Below are 19,491 nucleotides of genomic sequence, written 5' to 3' on the forward strand. Positions count from 1 at the left end.
ATGGTTCGCCGGGCGTTCATGATTACCTTTATCCGTGAGTGAACGCCGTACGGAGAGCACGACCGCCCGGCTGGCCCGGCTCGGGATCACCGACGTCGCCGAGGCCGCGCGCCGCCTGACGGGCCACGGGCTCGGTGCCGGCCTGCTCGACGTCCTCGGCGCCGCGGCAGATCCCGACCTGGCCCTCACCGGCCTGATGCGGATGCTGGAGAGGGCCGACGTCCGGGACGAGCTGACCGCCGACCCGGACGCCCTCGGCCGGTTGATCGCCGTTCTCGGCGTCAGCGCCGCGCTCGGCGACCACCTCGTGCGGCATCCCGACCATTGGAGAGTCCTCACCGGCCCGGCGGCGCTCCAGCGCCCGACGGCCGACGAGCTGCGGACCGCGCTGCTGGACGCCGTCGGCGCCGACCCGGCCGACCCCGCGCCACGCGCCGGACGGCCGGACCCGATGGTCGCGCTCCGGGTCGCGTACCGGCGGGCGCTGCTGCACCTGGCGGGCCGCGACCTCACCGGCGCTGCGGATGTCGAGGAGGTCGCCGCCGAGCTCGCCGACCTCGCCGCGGCGGCGCTGGAGGCCGGCCTGGCCATCGCCCGCACCGAGCTGGGCGAGCAGGCCGACACCTGCCGGCTCGCCGTGATCGGCATGGGCAAGTGCGGCGGGCGCGAGCTTAACTACGTCAGCGACGTCGACGTCATCTTCGTCGCCGAACCGATGCCGGGCCAGGACGAGACGGTCGCGCTGCGCGCCGCGACACGGCTGGCCTCCGGGATGATCCGGGCCTGCTCGGCGAGCACCGCCGAGGGCGCGCTGTGGGAGGTCGACGCCGCGCTGCGCCCGGAGGGCAAGGCGGGGCCGCTCGTGCGGACGCTCGCCAGCCACCGCGCCTACTACGAGCGCTGGGCCAAGACCTGGGAGTTCCAGGCGCTGCTGAAGGCCCGGCCCGTCGCAGGCGATCGGAAGCTGGGCGAGGAGTACACCGCGGCCCTCGCCCCGCTCGTCTGGCGGGCCGCCGAGCGAGAGAATTTCGTCGAGGACGTCCAGGCGATGCGCCGCCGGGTCGAGGAGCACATCGACCCGGACAAGGCGGGACGCCAGCTCAAGCTCGGCCCCGGCGGGCTGCGGGACGTGGAGTTCGCGGTCCAGCTGCTCCAGCTCGTCCACGGCCGTACGGACGAGGGCCTGCGCGGGCCGAACACGCTGATCGCCCTCAAGAAGCTGTCCTGGGGCGGGTACGTCGGCCGGGCCGACGCCGCCGCGCTCGCGAACGCCTACCGGTTCCTGCGGCGCGTCGAGCACCTCATCCAGCTCCACCGGCTGCGGCGCACGCACCTGGTGCCCGAGGACCCGGCCGACCTGCGGCGCCTGGGCCGGGCGCTGGGCTTTCGCACCGACCCGGTGGGGGAGTTCACGGCCGAATGGCGGCGGCACGCCCGCGAGGTCCGGCGTCTGCACGAGAAGCTCTTCTACCGGCCGCTGCTGCTGGCCGTGGCGCGGCTGCCCGGCGACGAGGCGCGCCTGACCCGGGAGGCGGCCCGTACGCGGCTGGAGGCGCTCGGCTACGCCGACCCGGACGGCGCGCTGCGGCACCTGGAGTCCCTGACGTCCGGGGTCTCCCGGCGCGCGGCGATCCAGCGGACGCTGCTGCCCGTCATGCTGGGCTGGTTCGCCGACGGCCCGGACCCCGACGCCGGGCTGCTCGGCTTCCGGCAGGTCAGCGACGCGCTCGGCACCACCCCGTGGTACCTGCGGCTGCTGCGCGACGACGTCACCGTGGCCGAGCGGATGGCGCATGTGCTGTCCTCCAGCCGCTACGCCACCGACCTGCTGCTCCGCGCGCCGGAGGCCGTCTCCCTGCTGGCCGGCGACGCCGAGCTGACGCCGCGGTCGCAGGACGCACTGCGCACCGAGGCTCTGGCCGCGGTGGGCCGGCACATGGGCGCGGCCGCCACCCGCCTGCAGTTCGATCCGGCGGCCGAGGCGGTCGCCGCGGTGCGGGGCATCCGCCGCCGCGAGCTGCTGCGCGTGGCGGTGGCGGACCTGCTCGGCCGCCTCGACGTGCGCGCGACCGGCGAGGCGCTGACCGCCATCACGATGGTCACGATCGAGGCGGCGTTGTCGGCCGCCATCGCCAAGATCGAGATGGAGCGGCGCTCGCCCCTGCCGACGCGGTTCGCGGTCGTCGCGATGGGCCGCCTCGGCGGGTACGAGCTCGGCTACGGCAGCGACGCGGACGTCATGTTCGTCCACGACCCGCTGCCGGGAGCCGAGCGGGAGGCGCCCGCCGCCGCCCACGCGGTCGCGGAGGAACTGCGCAGGCTGCTCGCGCTGCCCGCGCCGGACCCGCCGCTGGTGATCGACCCGGGGCTGCGACCAGAGGGACGGCAGGGCCCGCTCGTGCGCACCTTCGACTCCTACGCCTCCTACTACCGGCGCTGGTCCTCGCCCTGGGAGAGCCAGGCGCTGCTGCGCGCGGCCCCGGTCATCGGTGACCAGGAGCTCGGCGCGCGCTTCCGGGGGCTGATCGACCCGCTCCGGTGGCCGCAGGGCGGGATCGACGACCGCGCGCTGCTGGAGATCCGCCGGCTGAAGGCCCGTATGGAGGCCGAGCGGCTGCCCCGCGGCGTCGACCGCCGCCTCCACACCAAGCTGGGGCCCGGCGGCCTGTCCGACGTCGAGTGGGTCGCCCAGCTGCTCCAGCTCCAGCACGCGTACGAGATCCCGGAACTGCGCACCACGCGCACCCTGAAAGCGCTCGACGCCGCGGCGGCGGCCGACCTGCTGGACCGCGAGGACGCCGTCCGGCTCTGCGATGCCTGGCGGCTGGCCACGCGCATCCGCAACGCCGTCATGCTCGTACGCGGGCGGGCCTCGGACACGCTGCCGACCGAGCACCACCGCGCGCGCTCCGCCGTGGCCGGCATCCTCGGCTACCCCGCCTCCGGCGACATGCTGGAGGACTACCGGCGCCACGCCCGCCACGCCCGGGCCGTCGTCGAGCGCGTCTTCTACGGGGACGGCGGAGGTTCGTGAACGGGGACGGCTCGGGCCACCAGTGGGGATGGCGCGAACCGAAAGGTTAACGCCCGGTCAACCCCGGGTTGCGCGGAGCCTGCCGTGCGGGAGAATCCAGCGTGATCGTCAACCGGGCCGTGGCCGCTCTCGCCGTTCTCGCGCTGCTGACCGGATGCGGCGGGGGAGGCGGCAAGGCGCCGGTCCGGCACCGCGCACCCACGTCCGCGCCCACGCCCGCCGTCGCCGAGAACACCCGGCCGGGCACCAAGGACTGGAAGGTCCGCACGGCCGGCGCCGAGCACGCCATCGAGGGCTTCGCCGACCGCGTGAGCGTGCTGCCGGGCGAGTCCTTCCGGCTGTTCGTGTCGACGACCGCCAAGGGCTACACCGTCAGTGCCTTCCGCATGGGCTGGTACGCCGGCGCCCAGGCGCGGAAGGTGTGGGCCTCGCCGCACCAGGCCGGGCAGAAGCAGGCGGGCGCGAAGACGACCGGCGGCACCCACACGGTCACCGCGCCGTGGAAGCCCTCCCTCACGGTCGCGACCCGGGACTGGCCCGAGGGCTCCTACCTGCTGCGCCTGGACGCCGACTCCGGAGCCCAGCGGTTCGTGCCGGTCACCGTGCGGTCGCCGAGCACCGCGGGCAAGGTCGTCATCCTCAACGGCACGACCACCTGGCAGGCGTACAACATGTGGGGCGGCCGCGACCTGTACAAGGGGCCGGGCGGCTTCGACGGACGCTCCCGGGCCGTCAGCTTCGACCGCCCCTACGACGGGAACGGCGCGATCAAGTTCCTCGCCTTCGAACAGCCCGCCATCGCGCTCGCCGAGAAGACCGGGCTGCCCCTCGCGTACGAGACCGACAACGACCTCCACCACGACCCGCGGCTGCTCGACGGCGCCCGGGCGCTGGTGACCCTCGGCCACGACGAGTACTGGTCGACCGCGATGCGCGACGAGGCGACGAAGGCCCGCGACGCCGGGATGAACATCGCCTTCCTGGGCGCCAACGCCGTGAACCGGCACATCCGGTTCGAGGCGACCTCCCTCGGCGCGGACCGCCTCGTCGTCTGCTACAAGAGCGCCGAGGAGGATCCGATCAAGGATCCGGCCGAGAAGACCCAGGACTGGCGCCTGTCGCCGAAGCCCCGCCCCGAGAGCGCCCTGATCGGCATCATGTACACCTGCTTCCCCGCCGACGGGGCGTGGAAGGTGTACCGGCCGGACAACTGGGTGTTCGCGGGCACCGGCGCCCGCGAGGGGGAGGAGTTCCCCGGCGTGATCGGCCCGGAGTCCGACGCGGTCACGAGGGGCGGCCCGACGCCCCGGCCGATCGAGGTGCTGGCCCACTCCACCGTCCAGTGCGGCACGTCCACGACGACCTCCGACGCGACGTACTACACCGCCAAGAGCGGGGCCGGGGTGTTCGCCACGGGGACGATGCGCTGGGTCTGCGCGATGCGCGGCAGCGCCTGCGGCCACGGCGTCACCGGGAAGGCGGCGTCGTTCGTCGCAAAGGTCACCGAGAACGTCCTGCGCGCGTTCGCCGCCGGTCCCGCCGGCCGGTCCCATCCGGCGCGGGACAACCTCAAAAAGGTCAAACCGGCCGGGCTCGGCGCGGCCCAGGGCGCGGATCTCGATTAGTTATTAGGCCGAATTCTTGAATTCGGCAGAGTCCTATTCCGATAATGGATGGTAATTGCGTGGCTGCGCTCCGTTTTTTAGGCTGAGCGCATGGCAATGTCTACCGAACCGATCGGCAGCATCCCCCGTCCCCCGGAGCTTCTGGCCGCGATGCGCTCCCACGCCTCCGGTGAGATCGACGACACCGATCTCGGCAAGGCACAGGACGAGGCGGTCCGCGACACCATCCGGCGCCTGGAGGGGATCGGCTCCCCGGTCGTCACCGATGGTGAGCAGTCCAAGCCGAGTTTCGCCACCTATCCGCTCGACGGAGCCTCGAATCTGGCGAGCGACGGCGCCGTCATCCCCTTCGCCGACGGGCATCAGCGGCAATTGCCACGCATCACGGCGGGCCCGTTCCGGTACCGGGTGCACGCCGAGCGCTACCTCCGGGCCGCGCTCCGGCACGCCACCGTGCCGGTCAAGCAGGCCGTCATCGCCCCATCCGCCCTGAGCCTGCTCTACCCGGGCGCCGGCCTCGACGGCTATCCCCGCGAGCGGTTCCTCGCCGACCTCGCGGACGAGGCCGAGGCCGACATCCGGGGCGCCCTCGACGCGGGTGCGCACCTGGTTCAGCTCGACTTCACCGAAGGCCGGCTGTCCCTCAAGCTCGATCCCAGCGGCGGCGTCCTGGACGACTTCATCGCGCTCAACAACGCGGTCCTCGAGCGGTTCACCGAGGCCGAGCGGGCCCGCATCGGCGTGCACACCTGCCCGGGCGGTGACCAGGACTCAACGCACAGCCTCGACGTCGACTACGTGGAGCTGCTGCCCAAGCTGTTCCGGCTGCGGGCCGGCGCCTTCTACCTGCAGATGGCCGGTGAGAGCCGGCCGGACCGGGCACTGGCCGTCGTCGCCGACCACCTGCCCGAGGGGGCGCGCGTGTTCATCGGCGTCACCGACCCGATCGATCCCCGGGTCGAGACGCCCGACGAGGTGTGCGAGCGGGTCCTCGCCGCCGCCCGCCACGTGCCGCCCGACCGGCTGGGCACCTGCGACGACTGCGGCTTCTCGCCGTTCGCCGACGACACCTCGACCTCGCGGGAGACCGCCTTCGCCAAGATCCGCGCCCGGGTGGAGGGCACGGCGCTCGCCGCCCGCAAGCTCGGGGTCTGAAGCCGGGCGTCAGATCCGGTCAGACGGCCGTCGAACCGCGCTCGCCGCCCGCAGGCCCGGGGCTTGAAGTCGGGACCGGCCAAGCGGCCGTCGACGTGCCGCCCGTGTCGGTGGAGAAGATACGGGCGGCCGGGCCGAGCCGGGGGATGATCGTCCGGACCGTGCGCGTGGCCGCGTAGCCGGCGAACAGGGTGACGACACCGCCGATGGCGTCGAGCAGGTAGTGGTTCGCGGTGCCCAGGATCACGATCACGGTCGCGACCGGATAGCAGTAGACCAGCCACCGGAACCTGTTCGGCCGCGTCACGTCGGCGATGGCGATCGCGCACCACAGCGACCATCCCGTGTGCAATGACGGCATGGCGGCGTACTGGTTCGACACCGACGCGATCGGCGAGGCGCCGGACTCGTACAGGCCGCCGGTGTGGAACGTCAGCACCGTGTCGACGAAGCCGGGCACCATGCGCGGCGGCGCGAGCGGATACAGCCAGAACCCGATGAGGGCCAGCACCGTCGTCGCGAAGATCAGCCGCCGGTAGAACACATAGCGTTCCGGGTGGCGCAGGTAGAGCCAGACGAGCACGCCGATCGTCACGACGAAGTGCAGGCTGGCGTAGTAGTAGTTGGCGCCGACCCCGAGCCACCGCACATCGGTGAAGAGCCGGTTGATCGACAGCTCCACGTTGAGGTGCAGCAGCCCCTCGAGGTGGAGGATGTCGTGCCCGCGATGGAGCGCCGCCGTGTGGTTGGGCGGCACCAGATTGCGGACCAGGGAGTAAGCGCTGTAACAGAGCGCGATGAGCAGGATCTCACGGTAGAAGCGGGGGCGTTTCGCGGTCTGCCCTTCCGCGCGCGCCCCCGTCGTGTCGCCCGTGGCGACTGGCGCAACGGCCGACCTCGACATGATCCCTATGGTCTCAGATCGAAACGGGTGAGCCGTCGGTATTCGTTGTCTTGTTTGTCACTTTGTGATCTTTCAGTCGTCCGCTCGCGGTCACCTTGCGATACGGGAACAGGCAGGTGGCCAGCGCGCCGGCCGTGATCACGATGCCGACCGCCGCGTCCAGCAGGTAATGATTGGCCGTCGAGAAGATCACCAAAATTGTCACGATTGGGTAAAGTGTCGCGATCGCCCGTACCCACGGGCGGCGCGAAAGCGTCACCACCGCGACCGCGCACCACAATGCCCACCCCGCGTGCATTGAGGGCATTGCCGCGAACTGATTGGTCAGCGAACCCGCCTGGGGCGACGAATACAGGCCGAACGTGTGCAATGCCGTCACCGGGTCGATGAAACCGAGCCCGCCGAGGAAGCGCGGCGGCGCCAGCGGGTACACCCAGAAGCCGATCAGCGCGATTCCCGTGGCCAGCATGAGGGAGGTGCGCAGCCGGTGGAAGTGCTGCGGCCGCCGCCGGTAGAGCCACACGAGCACCGTGAGCGTGACGGCGAAGTGCGCGGTGGCGTAGAAGTAGTTCGCGAGCCGGGCCAGCAGCGGTTCGTGCATGAGGCCGTGGTTGAGGTTCAGCTCGACGTCGATGCCCAGTGCGTGCTCCAGCCGCAGGATCTGCCCCGCGTGTGCGTACGCCGCCGGCTCGTCGTGCGGGATCAGCAGCCGGACCAGTGTGTACGCGCAGTAGAACGCGGCGGCCAGCGCGATCTCCCGCCATAGCCGCAGCGCCGACGACGTCGAGGACGGGGCGGTGGGCGGCCGGCGTGTGGGACTGGGGTGGGGGGCGGCAAGCTGGGCCATGATGTCAATCTTGGACGAGCCGCATCCTCCTGTGATCATCTCCAGGAATGGTCTGCGACTCGGCCCAGGAGAGTACGGGCCTAGTCCTCAGGGGGGATGCCGGCTCCTATCGGTCCCACCAGATCGTGACCAGGGTACGGCCGATCGTGCCGGGAAACGCAACGCGCCCGCCCGGCGGGCGGGGGTCCACGCCGAGCTCGAGCAACGCGGCCGTCACCTCGTCCGTCCGCTCGGGCGGCAGGTCCAGGCGACGGCGCACCCGGTCCGCGAGGGCGGCCAGGTCGGGGTAGCCGCCCCATCCCTGCTCGTCCACCCACGTCTCCACTTGAGGGTGCACACCGGCGGCGCGGAGCGCCTCCGCCGCGTCGGCCGCCGTCGGCGGCGCGGGCCGTACGACGCCGTGGAACCTCTCCCACAGCGGGCTCAGCGCGTGCTGCGGATGCCGCTCGGGGATCTCGATGACGACCCGGAGGCGGGCGTGCCCGGTGAGCGCCGCGGCGAACGGCGCCAGGTCCGCCGCGCCGTACAGCACGTGGTGGCAGACCACCAGATCCGCCGGTGGCGCCTCGGCCTCCGGCCACGAGCCGCGTACGGTCCGGACCGGCACCCCCACGCTCTCGGCGTTGCGGCGCAGCGCGGCCAGCAGGTGCTCCTCGCGGTCCAGACCGACGATCAGACCGGCGTGTCCGGCGAGCGGAAGAGAGGCGCCGCCGGAGCCGCAGCCGACGTCCAGCACGGTGCCCTGATCGGGCAGCGCCTCCCGCTCCCGGGCGAACGACCGGCTGCCGGGCGGGACGGCGGTCTCCGCGTCCGCCGGCCGAGCCTCCCGGCGCACCCGCGGCCCGCCGGAGGCGTTCCACGCGGCGACGGCGCGCCGCCACCGCTCGAGGGCGTCCACGGCCACACGATACGGCCCCCGCACGGTGCCGTGACCGAGCCGGGGCCGCCGTGTCGCGCAGACGCCGCGGCGCTCACCCCGAGCCGCTCGGCGACCGGCTACCGAGCCGGTGGCGCCGCGTCGTGCCGGCGCTGTGGCGCTCGCCCCGAGCGTCTCGGCGACCGGCTACCGGACCGAGGCCGCCGCGTCGTGCCGGCGCCGTGGCGCTCATCCCGAGTGTCTCGGCGACCGGCTACCGAGCCGGGAGCGCGCCCTGAGCGTCCCGGCGACCGGCTCAGGACAGCTCGGGCAGCACCTGCTCGGAGGGGGTCTCCTCGCGCAGCGCGCGGCCGACCGTGCAGTGGTTCTCGTGCACGCGGTGCGCCACGTCGGCGAAGACCTGCGCGGCCTTCTCGTCCCCCTCCGGGAGCTCCACGTCGTACGTGACGGTGATCGTGCCGAGCTTGGTCGGCGCGACCTTCTCCGCCGCCACGGTCGCGGCGAGCTTCACCAACCGATGGCCGCGCTTGGCGGTCAGCGGCTCCACCGTCACGATCTCGCAGCCGCCGAGCGCGGCGAGCAGCAGCTCCACCGGGGTGAAGACGCCGTCCTGGCCGGCGTCGCCGAAGGCGACCTCCGCGCCGCGGTCGTTACGGGCGACGAAGCCCCCGTCGTCGGTGCGCTCCACCCGAACCGAAGCCATGGCCCCTCCTCTGTAGTCCCTGACCACTAACCATGGTCCCCGGTGAGTTGTTCCAGCCACGTACGCGCCTGGGCGACGTGCGTCTCGGTGAGCCCGTGCAGCGGATCCACCGGGACGATGAGGTACGGGCCCAGCCCGGAGTCCTCGGCGAGCACCTCAGGGACGTCGGGCTCGTCCTCCAGCCACACGAACGGCCGAGCGCCGACCCAGGCGGCCACGTGCCGGGCCTTCCACGCCCCGAGCGAGAACTCCGGGTCGTGCGGCGGGATCGGAACGTGCCGCAGCTGGGGAAGCCCGACCCGCGGGCCGATCCAGTCGTTGGCCGCGTCCGTCCAGTAGGTCGCCCACACGATCTCCGCGCCCATGTCCGCCGCGAGCCCGGTGAGCAGCGGCCCGTGCGCGGGATTGAGCAGCAGCCGGTAGACGACGCCGTTGGGCGAGGCACGGTACCGCTGATAACCGGGGGAGCGTTGTAGGGGATTGAGAACACCGTCCACGTCGAGCAGCACCAGCGGCGTGTCCATGACTTCGGACGCTATTCCAGTCCCCCCGGTCCGGACCAGTGCCCGCCGGAAGAACGATCGATCAATTCCGGTGGGTGGCACGTCACCATCGAGCGGTCCCGCCGTCGTGACCCTCGCCGCGGCCTTCGCGCGGCACGAAGATCGCGAAGGCGTCCTCCTCGGTGCACCGGGCATTGAGGCAGTAATCGGCCCATTCCGCAGCCTGCTCGAAGGCCGAGTCCGCGGCGACGCGGGCGACCGCCGCCTCCACGTCCAGCAGCGTACGGCGCAGCTCGACACCGGGCCCGAGCAGCGCCCAGTGGGCCCCCGGCCCGTCCGTACGGCATGCCGACGCTCCCCGGGTTCACCACGAGGCGGCCCGCGGCGAGCCGGGTGAACGGCATTGCCGACGGCGCTTGAGCCGGGCGGAAGGGGCGGCATCGTCAGCGCCGTGGATCGCCGTTGCCGGAGGCACGAAGAATCTCGGCGAAAGCTCGCCAAGGCTCGCCTCGCTGCGTGGTCAGGCGCTCTCGGGGTCGGTGCGGATCAGGCCTGGGCCCGCGTCGACGACCGAGTCCCCGGGGGTGATGTCGTGGCCGTTTTCGCAGCGTAGTACGGCGTGTACGGGGGCGCCGCAGTCCCGGTGGCGGACGGTCAGCGGCGGTCCTTGCTCGTCACTGGCCCAGGCGTCGCCCCACTGCCGCAGCGCCATGATCACGGGATACAGGTCGCGGCCCTTCGCGGTCAGCCGGTAGGCAGAGCGGGTCCGCTGGCCGGGCTCCTGGTAGGGGAAGCGCTCCAGCAGTCCCGCGGCGGTCAGTTCCTTCAGGCGGGCCGCGGTGGCGGGCTCGCCGATGCCCACCCGCCGCGCGAAGTCGTCGAATCTGCGCGTGCCGAAGAAGGCCTCCCGCATGATCAGCAGCGCCGACTTGGTGCCGACGACCGCCAGGGCACGGGCGATCGAGCAGTTGGCCATGGACCAGGTGTCGCGATCCTCCAACAGGTCACTCATGTCGCAATCGTACCTGACTTGCGTGGATGCAAGTTAGGGTTATAACGTCGTAACTGACTTTCGTCAGCATTAGCCAGGTGGCCGTGCAGGCCGCCCGTACATGTCGAGGAGAACGCACATGACTGCGATCGAAGGTTCTGTCGCCCTGGTCACCGGAGGTCAGCGCGGCATCGGCAAGGCGTTCGTCGAAGAGCTGCTGGCCCGGGGGGCGAAGAAGGTCTACGCCACCGCGCGCAAGCCCGGCCCGAGCCACGATGAGCGGGTAGAGGTCCTCGCCCTGGATGTCACCGACGACGCCTCGGTCGCCGCCCTGGCCGAGCGCGCCAGGGATGTCGACACGGTCTTCAACAACGCCGGTGTCCTGTACCGAGCGCCGCTGCTCACGTCGGACCTCACGCAGGTCAAGGACATGTTCGACACCAACGTCTTCGGCCCGCTGCGCATCGCTCAGGCATTCGCCCCGGTGCTGGCGAACAACGGCGGCGGCGTCCTGGTCGACATGCACTCGCTGCTGTCCTGGTCGGCCGGAGGCGGCGGCTACGGAGCCTCGAAGGCCGCGCTGTGGTCCCTGACGAACTCCCTGCGCATCGAGCTCGCCGCGCAGAACACGCAGGTCGTCGGCGTCCACCTGGGCTTCGCGGACACCGACATGGTCTCGGCCATCCCCGTCCAGAAGATCTCCGCCGACGACGTCGCCCGCATCGTCCTGGACGGCGTCGAACGCGGCGACAGCGAAGTGCTCGTCGACGACGTCACCCGCAAGATCAAGTCCGCGCTCTCCGGCCCCGTGGAGGGCCTCACCCTCGGCATCGGCCGCTGACCGAAGCGCTCTCCGCGCTCCACCCGACCCGACCTGGGAGAAAATCATGCCGCTCTGGCACGTCTACCACCCGCCCGGCACCTACACCCCGCAGCAGAAGCAGCAACTCGCCGACGACATCACCGGGTTCTACACCGACCGCGGGCTGCCGAAGTTCTACGTCGTCACGCTCTTCCACGAGATCGACGCGTCCTCCTTCTACATCGGCGGCGAGCCCTCGCAGAACGCCGTGCGCTTCGTGGTCGAGCACATCGCCCGGCACGCCGTTGACCCGGCCGCGCGCAAGCGGACCGGCGAGGCCCTCGCCCGGCTGCTCGCCCCCCACACCAAGGACCGCGGCCTGTACTGCGAGTTCCACGTCGACGAAACGCCCCGGGAGCTCTGGATGACGGACGGAATCGCGCCGCCCCCGTCGGGGAGCGACGCCGAGCAGCACTGGGTGAGGGAGAACCGCCCGATCCCCTACTGACCGGACTCCCACGGCGCTCTCCCGACCGGTCCAGGGCGCCGCGGGACCTCAGGACGCGCCTGTGTCAGATGGCGACTCCCAGGGTCACGTCGAAACAGCCACCGCCAACTCGCCGACGATGTCGCGGCTCGCTACCCGTAGCTCGACCGAAACGAGAAAGCCATGCCCTCCAACCCCGCCGACGCCGTGGCCCGGCCCACAGGCGCGTCCCCGCGAGCAGGCCGGCGAGCCGACGCCCGGCCCCCCCGAGGCGGCGGTTCGCATCGGCTCTCGGAGGCCTTCACACTCATCGCGATGTGCCTGGGCAGCATGATGACCTTCCTGCTGATCACCGCATCGGTGACGGCCCTGTCGGCCATCCAGGACGATCTGCACGTCGCCCCGACCAGCCTGGTCTGGATCCCCTCGGCCTACAGCCTGCTCGTGGCGAGCCTGGTCATGTCCGCGGGCACCATCGGTAACCGCTACGGCCGCAAACGGGCCTTCCTGACCGGCGCCGCGATCATGATCATTGGATCGCTCACCGTCTACGCCGCCGGCTCGACCGGAACCGTCATCGCCGGTCAGTTCATCTCCGGTGTCGGTGGCGCCCTCATCCTGCCCAACAGCCTCGCCATCCTGGGCGCCACCTTCCCCGACCCCCACCGGCGCACCGAAGTCGTCACCGCCTGGGTGGCATCATCCGGCATCGGACTCGCGGTCGGCCCGCTGATCGCCGGAGTACTCCTCGATCACTTCCGTTGGAACACCGTCTTCCTGTCCACCGCCGCCCTGGGCGTCGTCACCATCGCCGTCGCCGCTTTCGTCACTGAATCCCGCAGCCCCGGCGGCAAGCTCGACATCCCCGGCCAGCTTCTGGGCATCCTCGGCATCGCCGGCCTGGTCTACGCCATCATCGAAGGCGGACACGACGGCTACACCAGCACCCGCATCCTCACCGCCTGGATCATCGCGGCCGCTGCCCTCATCGGCTTCGTCCTGGTCGAGCGGGCCAGCACCACACCGCTGCTGGACATCACCTTGTTCCGCTCGGCCTCCTTCAGCGCCGTCATGTTCATCGCGGCCGTCTCGCTCTTCGGCTTCACCGGCGTCGCCATCCTGTCGGTGCTCTACTACGAGCGCGTCCAGCGCCTGACCGGCCTGGAGGTGGGCTGGCGCATGCTGGCGTTCTTCGGGGTCTACGTCGTCGTCGCCTACGTGACCGGACGAGTCATCCGCCACACCGGCTTCAAACTGCCCCTCACCCTCGGTCTGCTCCTGGGAGCGGGGGGCGCTTTCGGACTCACCACCCAGGACCCAGGCACTCCCTACACCCACGTGTGGTGGCTGTACGCGCTCTTCGGAGCCGCATGCGGGCTGGTAGCGGCCCCCAGCACGGCCGCGGCACTGGTCAGCGTCTCCCACGAACGCGCCGGCATGGCCTCCGGGGCCGTCAACGCCTTCCGCCAGGTCGGATCGGTCATGGGCTCATCACTGCTGGGCGCGTTGCTCGCCGGCCGGTTCGCGTCCCAACTGCCAGGCCGGCTCGGCTCCCACCATGTTCCCCAGGCCGCCTGGCCGGCCGTCGAGCAGGCCGCTTCCAGCGGCACCGGTCAGGGAACCGCCCCGCCGAATGTGACCGCTGCGGTCGGCGACGCCTTCACCTCCGGCATCCACGCCGGGATGACCGTCATCGCGGCGGTCTTCCTCTGCGCAGCACTCATCGCCTTCGTCTTCGTGAACAACCGGCCCCACACCACCAACCCGGTGAACAAGGAAGCCACCACCGCCGTCGGCATGGGCGCGTCCGCATCGATCGGGGAGGCGGGTGCGCGAGGCCGCCACGACCACCAAAGCGAGCAGGAACCGGTCTTTGCCGGCATGGACCCGCAGGCCCCGAAGGTCGTGTACGGCTCCGTAGGTGGCGAGGACGCTCAGCATGGCGGAGTGATCCGCGGGTTCGTCCGCGATGCCAACGGCGTGCCGGTGGCCCACGCCGCGCTCACGCTGATCGACGTCCGCGGTCATCAGATCGGCCGCGCAACCACGTCAACCGACGGCCGGTACGAGGTGCCGACGCCGAGCACCGGTGCCTATGTGCTGATCGCGTCGGCGGGTGACCACGAACCGCGGGCCGCCACCGTGGTGACCGGCGACCAGCCGACCGACTTCGATCCGGTGCTCATCGGCGCCGACAGGCTCGTCGGCACCGTCCGTGATGTGGACGGCGAACCGGTGCGGGACGCAATGGTCGTGGTGACCGATGCATCTGGCGAGGTCGTCGCGGCCGACACGACCGACGCCGATGGCGGCTACGCCGTCAGGCGGATAGCGGCGGGAACTTACACGCTGGCCGTCAGCGCCGCCGCGCATCGGCCGTCCGCGATCATCGTCGAGGTCGGCATCGACCAGACCCGCCAGGATGTCCAGTTGCTGGCAGGCGCCTGGCTCCGCGGCACGGTGCGAGCCACCGGACGCGGCGCGCTGTCCGATGTCCGGGTTGCGCTGCTGGACGCCGCCGGGAAGGAGGTCGGAGTCGTGATCACGGGTCCGGACGGGGAGTACGCCTTCGCCGACCTGACCGGCGGCCAGTACACCGTCGTGGCCTCCGGTTACTCACCGGTGGCCAGTGCGGTCATCCTGGACGGCCGCGGTGAGGACGCGCACGACGTATGGCTCGGCCATCCAGACCTCGACCTCAGCACCGAGTAGGCGGTTGCCCGGCGGCCTCGCGTCCGGCACGCGTTGGCCAAGACGACGCTCGACGTTTACGGGCACCTTTGGCTCGACAAAGACGAATCGACCCGGTCCGCCGTGGATGCTGTGCTGGCGGACCGGGCCGGTTCTGTGGACTCTGTGCGGACTCAGAGGGAGGTCACCTGATGTCTTACCAGGTGAGCACATCCCCCCTGATCACACGTCGTAGTAGAGCTCGAACTCGTGCGGGTGCGGGCGGAGCCGGATCGGGTCCAGCTCGTTCTCGCGCTTGTAGGCGATCCACGTCTCGATGAGGTCGGGCGTGAACACGCCGCCCTCGAGGAGATAGTCGTGGTCGGCCTCGAGCGCGTTGAGGACGGCCTCCAGCGAGCCCGGCACCTGCGGGATGTTGCGGGCCTCCTCCGGCGGCAGCTCGTACAGGTCCTTGTCCACCGGCTCCGGCGGCTCGACCTTGTTCTTGATGCCGTCGAGGCCGGCCATCAGCATGGCCGCGAACGCGAGGTACGGGTTGGCGGACGGGTCCGGCACCCGGAACTCCAGGCGCTTGGCCTTCGGGTTCGACCCCGTGATCGGGATGCGGACGCAGGCCGAGCGGTTGCGCTGGGAGTAGACCAGGTTGACCGGCGCCTCGTAGCCCGGGACCAGGCGGTGGTAGGAGTTCACCGTCGGGTTGGTGAAGGCCAGCAGCGACGGGGCGTGCTTGAGCAGACCGCCGATGTAGTAGCGGCCCATGTCGGACAGGCCCGCGTAGCCGACCTCGTCGTAGAAGAGCGGCGAGCCGTCCTTCCACAGCGACTGGTGGCAGTGCATGCCGGAGCCGTTGTCACCGAAGATCGGCTTGGGCATGAAGGTGACCGTCTTGCCGGCCCCCCGGGCGACGCTCTTCACGATGTACTTGTAGAGCATCATCTTGTCGGCCATGGTCAGCAGCGTGTCGAACTTGATGTCGATCTCCGCCTGACCGGCCGTGCCGACCTCGTGGTGCTGCATCTCGGTCTCGATGCCGCACTCGATGAGCTGGCGGACCATCTCCGACCGCAGGTCGGTGAAGTGGTCCATCGGCGGCACCGGGAAGTAGCCGCCCTTGTACCGCGGCTTGTAGCCGAGGTTGCCGCCTTCCTCCTTGCGGCCGGTGTTCCACGCGCCCTCGATGGAGTCGATGTGGAAGTAGGACTCGTGCTGCTTCGTCTCGAAGCGCACGTCGTCGAAGATGTAGAACTCCGCCTCCGGGCCGAAGAACGCCGTGTCCGCAATGCCGGTGCCGCGCAGGTAGTCCTGTGCCTTGCGGGCGACGTTGCGCGGGTCACGGCTGTACGGCTCGCCGGTCAGCGGGTCGTGGACGAAGAACGTGATGTTCAGCGTCTTGTGCTGGCGGAACGGGTCGAGCACAGCCGTCGACGGGTCCGGCAGCAGCAGCATGTCCGACTCGTGGATCTCCTGGAACCCACGGATGGAGGAACCGTCGAACATCAGCCCGTCGGTGAAGACGTTCTCTCCGAAGTTCTCCACCGGGAACGTGAAGTGCTGCGTCGTGCCCGGCAGGTCCGTGAACCTGACATCGACGAACTGCACCCCTTCGTTCCTGATGAAGGACAGGACCTCTTCGGCGCTGTTGAACATCCAACCTCCTTGGGGCGCTTTTTTGCGTTTAGAACGCTAGGTGCCCGCGGTTTCCATGCCATGTCCCATGTGTTTCGCGTGTGTTACGGCGGGCCTGGAGTCGGCTCGGCGGGGTTGCCCGGATAACTTTGGGGGTATGAGTGGACGTCGGCGCTCGGCCGGATCGTGGATCGAAGGGGCCCGCGCGGCGGGCGTGGATCTCGGGTACCCGGGGGAGCGCCTCGGCCTTCCCCAGGAGGGGGCGGGCTCCGTCGCGGGGTACGGCCGGCGGCTCGGGGCCCTGGCGATCGACTGGCTGATCGCCCTGCTCGTCGCCACCGCTCTGGCGGGCGCGCTGCACTGGAGCGCGCAGGCCCGCAGCCTCCTCACGCTCGGGGTGTTCGGCGTGCTGACGTGGCTGCTCACCGGCCTCATCGGCACGACGGCGGGCAAGGCGCTGTGCGGGCTGCGCGTCGTCCGTACGGACGGCCGACCGCTGGGCCCGCTCTGGGCGTTCGTGCGGGCGCTGCTCCTGGTGCTGGTCGTGCCCGCGCTGATCTGGGACCGGGACTACCGCGGCCTGCACGACCGCGCGGCCGCCGGCGTCGTCGTACGCCGCTGACCTAACGCGTACGGGGCTTGGGGCCCTTCGGTGTGCGGGCGCCCCTCGGGATCGGGCCCTTGGGCATCTGCATCGCCTGCGGCAGCGCGTTGAGCCGGTCGATCAGCTCGCTGACCTGGTCCTTCTTGAGGTTGCGCGGGAGCCTGGTCAGGTGACGCTGCAGCTTGCTGATCGGGATCTGTCCGTCTTCCGTGCCGACCTGGATGTCGTAGATCGGCACCTCGGAGGCGGCGCGGGAGATGCGCTTCTTCTCGGCGCCGATGAGCTTGCCGACGCGCGAGCGCGGCCCCTCGGAGAGCAGGATCACGCCGGGCTGGCCGATGACCCGGTGCACGACGTCCATGTTGCGGTTGGCCTGGACGGCGGGGGTGACGACCCAGCGGCCCCGCATGTTCTCCACGAGGGACGCGGCGGCGCCCGGCTGCCCTTCGATCATGGAGTACTGGGTGCGCTGCGCCACCTGGCCGAAGATGATCATGCCGACGGCGATCGCGACCAGGACGCCCAGCGGGATCATGAACAGCGCCTGGCCGAGGACCAGCCCGAGGATCACGAAGAGGACGAGTGTGCCGATCGCCGCCGCGAAGACGATCGGCATCGCCTTCGGGTTGGCCTGGTGGACCAACGAGGCGACCATGCGGATCTGCTTGAGGCGACCGGGGCGCTCGTCCTGCGCGCCGTCCTGGGGCTTCTTTGCCATGGATGGAAGGATACGAGGGATCGGGTACCGAGTCGAAAGCGGGCCATGCCGGTCGTTAACAAATTTCGATCCAGCCACAGGGCCCGTAAAGCGTTGACATGATCGAGTGTGCCGTCCTAGCGTCCCGAAGCAGGTTCCCGCTGCTCTTGGAGTCGTCATGGCCTGGTCCGATGTCCGTGCCTCGGCATGGAAGGTTCCGCTCCTCATATCCGTCGGTCTCGCCACGGTGGCGGCGACCCCGGCGACCGGTTCGGCCGAGGTGAGCGCCGCCGATCAGCCGCGCGTCGCGTATCACCAGTGGACGTCGGCCCGCGACTTCGCGAACGGCTCCTCGGAGGGCGTCCGTCCGTACGGGGCCGGCGCCCTGACGATCGCGCACCCGGTCGGCACGACCACCTACGCCGACCCGTACGGCGGCGGCACCAAGACCTGGGACTACGCCCGCTGGACCTCCCCGACCGTGCCGATCGGCTTCGGCGCGAGCCAACTGGTCGCGTCCTGGACCGCGAGCACCCCGCACGGCAGCTGGCTGCAGGTGGAGATGCGCGGGCACACGGGCGCGGGCGCCGACACCAAGTGGTACGTCATGGGCCGCTGGGCCGCCGACGACCCGAAGGCGGGCGGCGACATCCACCGCACGTCGGTGCCGGGGCAGAAGGACGACGACGGCAACGTCGACATCGACACCTTCGTCGCCAAGAACTCCCTGACCTCCTACCAGCTGCGCGTGACGCTCTACCGGCTGCCCGGAAAGCACGTACGGCCCGTGCTGCGCTCGGTCGGCGCGATGGCCTCGCTGCTGCCGTCCCGTACGGCGGTGCCGGTCAGCCCGCTCGGCGGCGCGGAGGGCATCGAGCTGAAGGTCCCGTCCTACTCCCAGGAGATCCACAAGGGGCAGTACCCCGAGTACGACAACGGCGGCGAGGCGTGGTGCAGCCCGACCTCGACGTCCATGGTCGTCGCGTACTGGAAGCGCGGGCCGTCGAAGCACGACCTGTCCTGGGTCGACCAGTCGTACGCCGACCCGCAGGTGGACCACGCCGCCCGCAACACCTACGACTACAACTACCAGGGCGCCGGGAACTGGCCGTTCAACCCCGCGTACGCCGGGCGGTTCGGCCTGAACGGCTTCGTGACGCGGCTGCGCACGGTCGCCGAACTCGAGCAGTTCATCAAGGCCGGCATCCCCGTCGTGACCTCGCAGTCGTTCAAGGCGGCCGAGATGCCGGGCGCCGGCTACAGCACGAACGGCCACCTGTTCGTGGTCGTCGGGTTCACCAAGAGCGGGGACCCGATCATCAACGACCCGGCGTCACCCTCCGACGCGGCCGTGCGCCACGTCTACCCGCGCGCCAACTTCGAGAACGTCTGGCTGCGCAGCTCCTCCAGTGGAGGCATCGCCTACGTCATGTACCCGCACGGCCACCGGCTCCCGCCGAACGTCCCCCGACTCGACAAGAACTGGTGACGTCGCGCCCCTGAGACTTCTGTCCCCCCGGAAGAGGGGAACGCCCCGGCCTCGTGCCGGGGCGTTCCTCTTTTGAGCCCTAGTGGGCCTGGCGGGCGGTGATGGCCTGCTGGTAGAGGCGGCCGGCGCGGTAGCTGGAACGCACCAGCGGTCCGGACATCACCCCGGCGAAGCCGATCTGGTCGGCCTCGTCCTTCAGCTCGATGAACTCCTCGGGTTTGACCCAGCGTTCGACCGGGTGGTGGCGGGGGGAGGGACGCAGGTACTGGGTGATGGTCAGCAGCTCACACCCGGCCTCATGCAGGTCCCGCATCGCCTCGGAGACCTCCTCGCGGGTCTCGCCCATCCCCAGGATGAGGTTGGACTTGGTGACCAGGCCCGCCTCCCTGGCGGCGGTGAGGACGCTCAGGGAGCGTTCGTAGCGGAAGCCGGGGCGGATGCGTTTGAAGATCCGGG

Annotated in this window: 18 protein-coding genes; 8 read left to right on the forward strand and 10 right to left on the reverse strand. The window is 70.8% G+C overall.

The features are described 5' to 3' along the window. The first annotated feature begins 34 nt into the window (after positions 1-34). From ABEA24_RS51245 to ABEA24_RS51255, 3 genes are all read left to right on the forward strand, one after another. A complete protein-coding gene (locus ABEA24_RS51245) occupies positions 35-3,034 on the forward strand; it encodes a bifunctional [glutamine synthetase] adenylyltransferase/[glutamine synthetase]-adenylyl-L-tyrosine phosphorylase (RefSeq protein WP_345443692.1) in 3,000 nt (999 codons plus the stop codon). Between the two features lie 101 nt (positions 3,035-3,135). Further along, positions 3,136-4,659 carry a N,N-dimethylformamidase beta subunit family domain-containing protein gene (locus ABEA24_RS51250; protein WP_345443695.1) on the forward strand — a complete coding sequence of 508 codons (1,524 nt, stop codon included), beginning with the start codon at positions 3,136-3,138 and terminating at the stop codon, positions 4,657-4,659. A gap of 90 nt (positions 4,660-4,749) precedes the next feature. Beyond that, entirely contained in the window at positions 4,750-5,814 is a 1,065-nt protein-coding gene (locus tag ABEA24_RS51255) for a cobalamin-independent methionine synthase II family protein (protein WP_345443698.1), read from the forward strand. A 19-nt stretch (positions 5,815-5,833) separates the two neighbouring features. Here the strand turns inward: ABEA24_RS51255 and ABEA24_RS51260 are convergent, their stop codons facing one another. From ABEA24_RS51260 to ABEA24_RS51290, 7 genes are all read right to left on the reverse strand, one after another. Continuing rightward, on the reverse strand, positions 5,834-6,718 hold the full coding sequence (locus ABEA24_RS51260) for a phosphatase PAP2 family protein (protein ID WP_345443701.1): 885 nt from the start codon (positions 6,716-6,718) through the stop codon (positions 5,834-5,836). Between the two features lie 13 nt (positions 6,719-6,731). After that, entirely contained in the window at positions 6,732-7,565 is an 834-nt protein-coding gene (locus ABEA24_RS51265) for a phosphatase PAP2 family protein (RefSeq protein WP_345443704.1), read from the reverse strand. A 106-nt stretch (positions 7,566-7,671) separates the two neighbouring features. After that, positions 7,672-8,463 carry a class I SAM-dependent methyltransferase gene (locus tag ABEA24_RS51270; RefSeq protein WP_345443706.1) on the reverse strand — a complete coding sequence of 264 codons (792 nt, stop codon included), beginning with the start codon at positions 8,461-8,463 and terminating at the stop codon, positions 7,672-7,674. 274 nt (positions 8,464-8,737) lie between these two features. Next, entirely contained in the window at positions 8,738-9,145 is a 408-nt protein-coding gene (locus ABEA24_RS51275; protein WP_345443708.1) for an OsmC family protein, read from the reverse strand. 26 nt (positions 9,146-9,171) lie between these two features. Further along, positions 9,172-9,669, reverse strand: coding sequence for an HAD domain-containing protein (locus ABEA24_RS51280; protein ID WP_345443711.1), 498 nt, complete (start codon positions 9,667-9,669; stop codon positions 9,172-9,174). 82 nt (positions 9,670-9,751) lie between these two features. Beyond that, the gene (locus ABEA24_RS51285) at positions 9,752-9,919 is read right to left on the reverse strand and encodes a hypothetical protein (protein ID WP_345443713.1); all 168 of its coding nucleotides are present in this window, start codon (positions 9,917-9,919) and stop codon (positions 9,752-9,754) included. Positions 9,920-10,168: 249 nt separating this feature from the next. Then, positions 10,169-10,660, reverse strand: a complete 492-nt coding sequence (locus ABEA24_RS51290) for a winged helix-turn-helix transcriptional regulator (RefSeq protein ID WP_345443715.1) — start codon at positions 10,658-10,660, stop codon at positions 10,169-10,171. Between the two features lie 118 nt (positions 10,661-10,778). Here ABEA24_RS51290 and ABEA24_RS51295 point away from each other — a divergent pair, with 118 nt between their 5' ends. From ABEA24_RS51295 to ABEA24_RS51305, 3 genes are all read left to right on the forward strand, one after another. Next, complete coding sequence (locus tag ABEA24_RS51295) at positions 10,779-11,480, forward strand: SDR family oxidoreductase (protein ID WP_345443718.1); 702 nt, start codon at positions 10,779-10,781, stop codon at positions 11,478-11,480. Between the two features lie 46 nt (positions 11,481-11,526). Further along, positions 11,527-11,949 carry a tautomerase family protein gene (locus tag ABEA24_RS51300; RefSeq protein ID WP_345443720.1) on the forward strand — a complete coding sequence of 141 codons (423 nt, stop codon included), beginning with the start codon at positions 11,527-11,529 and terminating at the stop codon, positions 11,947-11,949. A 294-nt stretch (positions 11,950-12,243) separates the two neighbouring features. Continuing rightward, positions 12,244-14,640, forward strand: coding sequence for an MFS transporter (locus tag ABEA24_RS51305; protein ID WP_345443723.1), 2,397 nt, complete (start codon positions 12,244-12,246; stop codon positions 14,638-14,640). A 201-nt stretch (positions 14,641-14,841) separates the two neighbouring features. Here ABEA24_RS51305 and glnA read toward each other — a convergent pair whose 3' ends face one another. Beyond that, entirely contained in the window at positions 14,842-16,266 is a 1,425-nt protein-coding gene (glnA, locus tag ABEA24_RS51310; protein WP_345443725.1) for a type I glutamate--ammonia ligase, read from the reverse strand. Positions 16,267-16,402: 136 nt separating this feature from the next. Between glnA and ABEA24_RS51315 the strand changes: the two genes are divergently transcribed. Continuing rightward, positions 16,403-16,867 (forward strand): RDD family protein, encoded by a 465-nt coding sequence (locus tag ABEA24_RS51315; RefSeq protein WP_345443728.1) that lies wholly within the window; start codon positions 16,403-16,405, stop codon positions 16,865-16,867. Between the two features lies 1 nt (position 16,868). Here the strand turns inward: ABEA24_RS51315 and ABEA24_RS51320 are convergent, their stop codons facing one another. Further along, on the reverse strand, positions 16,869-17,567 hold the full coding sequence (locus ABEA24_RS51320) for a DUF4191 domain-containing protein (protein ID WP_345443731.1): 699 nt from the start codon (positions 17,565-17,567) through the stop codon (positions 16,869-16,871). A 157-nt stretch (positions 17,568-17,724) separates the two neighbouring features. Here ABEA24_RS51320 and ABEA24_RS51325 point away from each other — a divergent pair, with 157 nt between their 5' ends. Continuing rightward, on the forward strand, positions 17,725-19,035 hold the full coding sequence (locus tag ABEA24_RS51325; protein ID WP_345443734.1) for a C39 family peptidase: 1,311 nt from the start codon (positions 17,725-17,727) through the stop codon (positions 19,033-19,035). A 79-nt stretch (positions 19,036-19,114) separates the two neighbouring features. On the opposite strand, the gene ABEA24_RS51330 is transcribed toward ABEA24_RS51325, so the two are convergent. Continuing rightward, the coding region (locus ABEA24_RS51330) for a lipoyl synthase (protein WP_486303936.1) at positions 19,115-19,491 on the reverse strand (377 nt) is incomplete at its 5' end.

Source organism: Actinoallomurus vinaceus, assembly GCF_039542055.1.
In the GTDB taxonomy this organism is placed as follows: Bacteria; Actinomycetota; Actinomycetes; order Streptosporangiales; family Streptosporangiaceae; genus Actinoallomurus; species Actinoallomurus vinaceus.

Excerpts from the sequence above, each read along its gene's own strand:
- ABEA24_RS51255 (WP_345443698.1), top strand. The coding sequence starts at position 4,750 with ATGGCAATGTCTACCGAACCGATCGGCAGCATCCCCCGTCCCCCGGAG.
- ABEA24_RS51260 (WP_345443701.1), bottom strand. The coding sequence starts at position 6,718 with ATGTCGAGGTCGGCCGTTGCGCCAGTCGCCACGGGCGACACGACGGGG.
- ABEA24_RS51265 (WP_345443704.1), bottom strand. The coding sequence starts at position 7,565 with ATGGCCCAGCTTGCCGCCCCCCACCCCAGTCCCACACGCCGGCCGCCC.
- ABEA24_RS51275 (WP_345443708.1), bottom strand. The coding sequence starts at position 9,145 with ATGGCTTCGGTTCGGGTGGAGCGCACCGACGACGGGGGCTTCGTCGCC.
- ABEA24_RS51280 (WP_345443711.1), bottom strand. The coding sequence starts at position 9,669 with ATGGACACGCCGCTGGTGCTGCTCGACGTGGACGGTGTTCTCAATCCC.
- ABEA24_RS51290 (WP_345443715.1), bottom strand. The coding sequence starts at position 10,660 with ATGAGTGACCTGTTGGAGGATCGCGACACCTGGTCCATGGCCAACTGC.
- ABEA24_RS51295 (WP_345443718.1), top strand. The coding sequence starts at position 10,779 with ATGACTGCGATCGAAGGTTCTGTCGCCCTGGTCACCGGAGGTCAGCGC.
- ABEA24_RS51300 (WP_345443720.1), top strand. The coding sequence starts at position 11,527 with ATGCCGCTCTGGCACGTCTACCACCCGCCCGGCACCTACACCCCGCAG.
- ABEA24_RS51305 (WP_345443723.1), top strand. The coding sequence starts at position 12,244 with ATGTGCCTGGGCAGCATGATGACCTTCCTGCTGATCACCGCATCGGTG.
- glnA (WP_345443725.1), bottom strand. The coding sequence starts at position 16,266 with ATGTTCAACAGCGCCGAAGAGGTCCTGTCCTTCATCAGGAACGAAGGG.
- ABEA24_RS51315 (WP_345443728.1), top strand. The coding sequence starts at position 16,403 with ATGAGTGGACGTCGGCGCTCGGCCGGATCGTGGATCGAAGGGGCCCGC.
- ABEA24_RS51320 (WP_345443731.1), bottom strand. The coding sequence starts at position 17,567 with ATGGCAAAGAAGCCCCAGGACGGCGCGCAGGACGAGCGCCCCGGTCGC.
- ABEA24_RS51325 (WP_345443734.1), top strand. The coding sequence starts at position 17,725 with ATGGCCTGGTCCGATGTCCGTGCCTCGGCATGGAAGGTTCCGCTCCTC.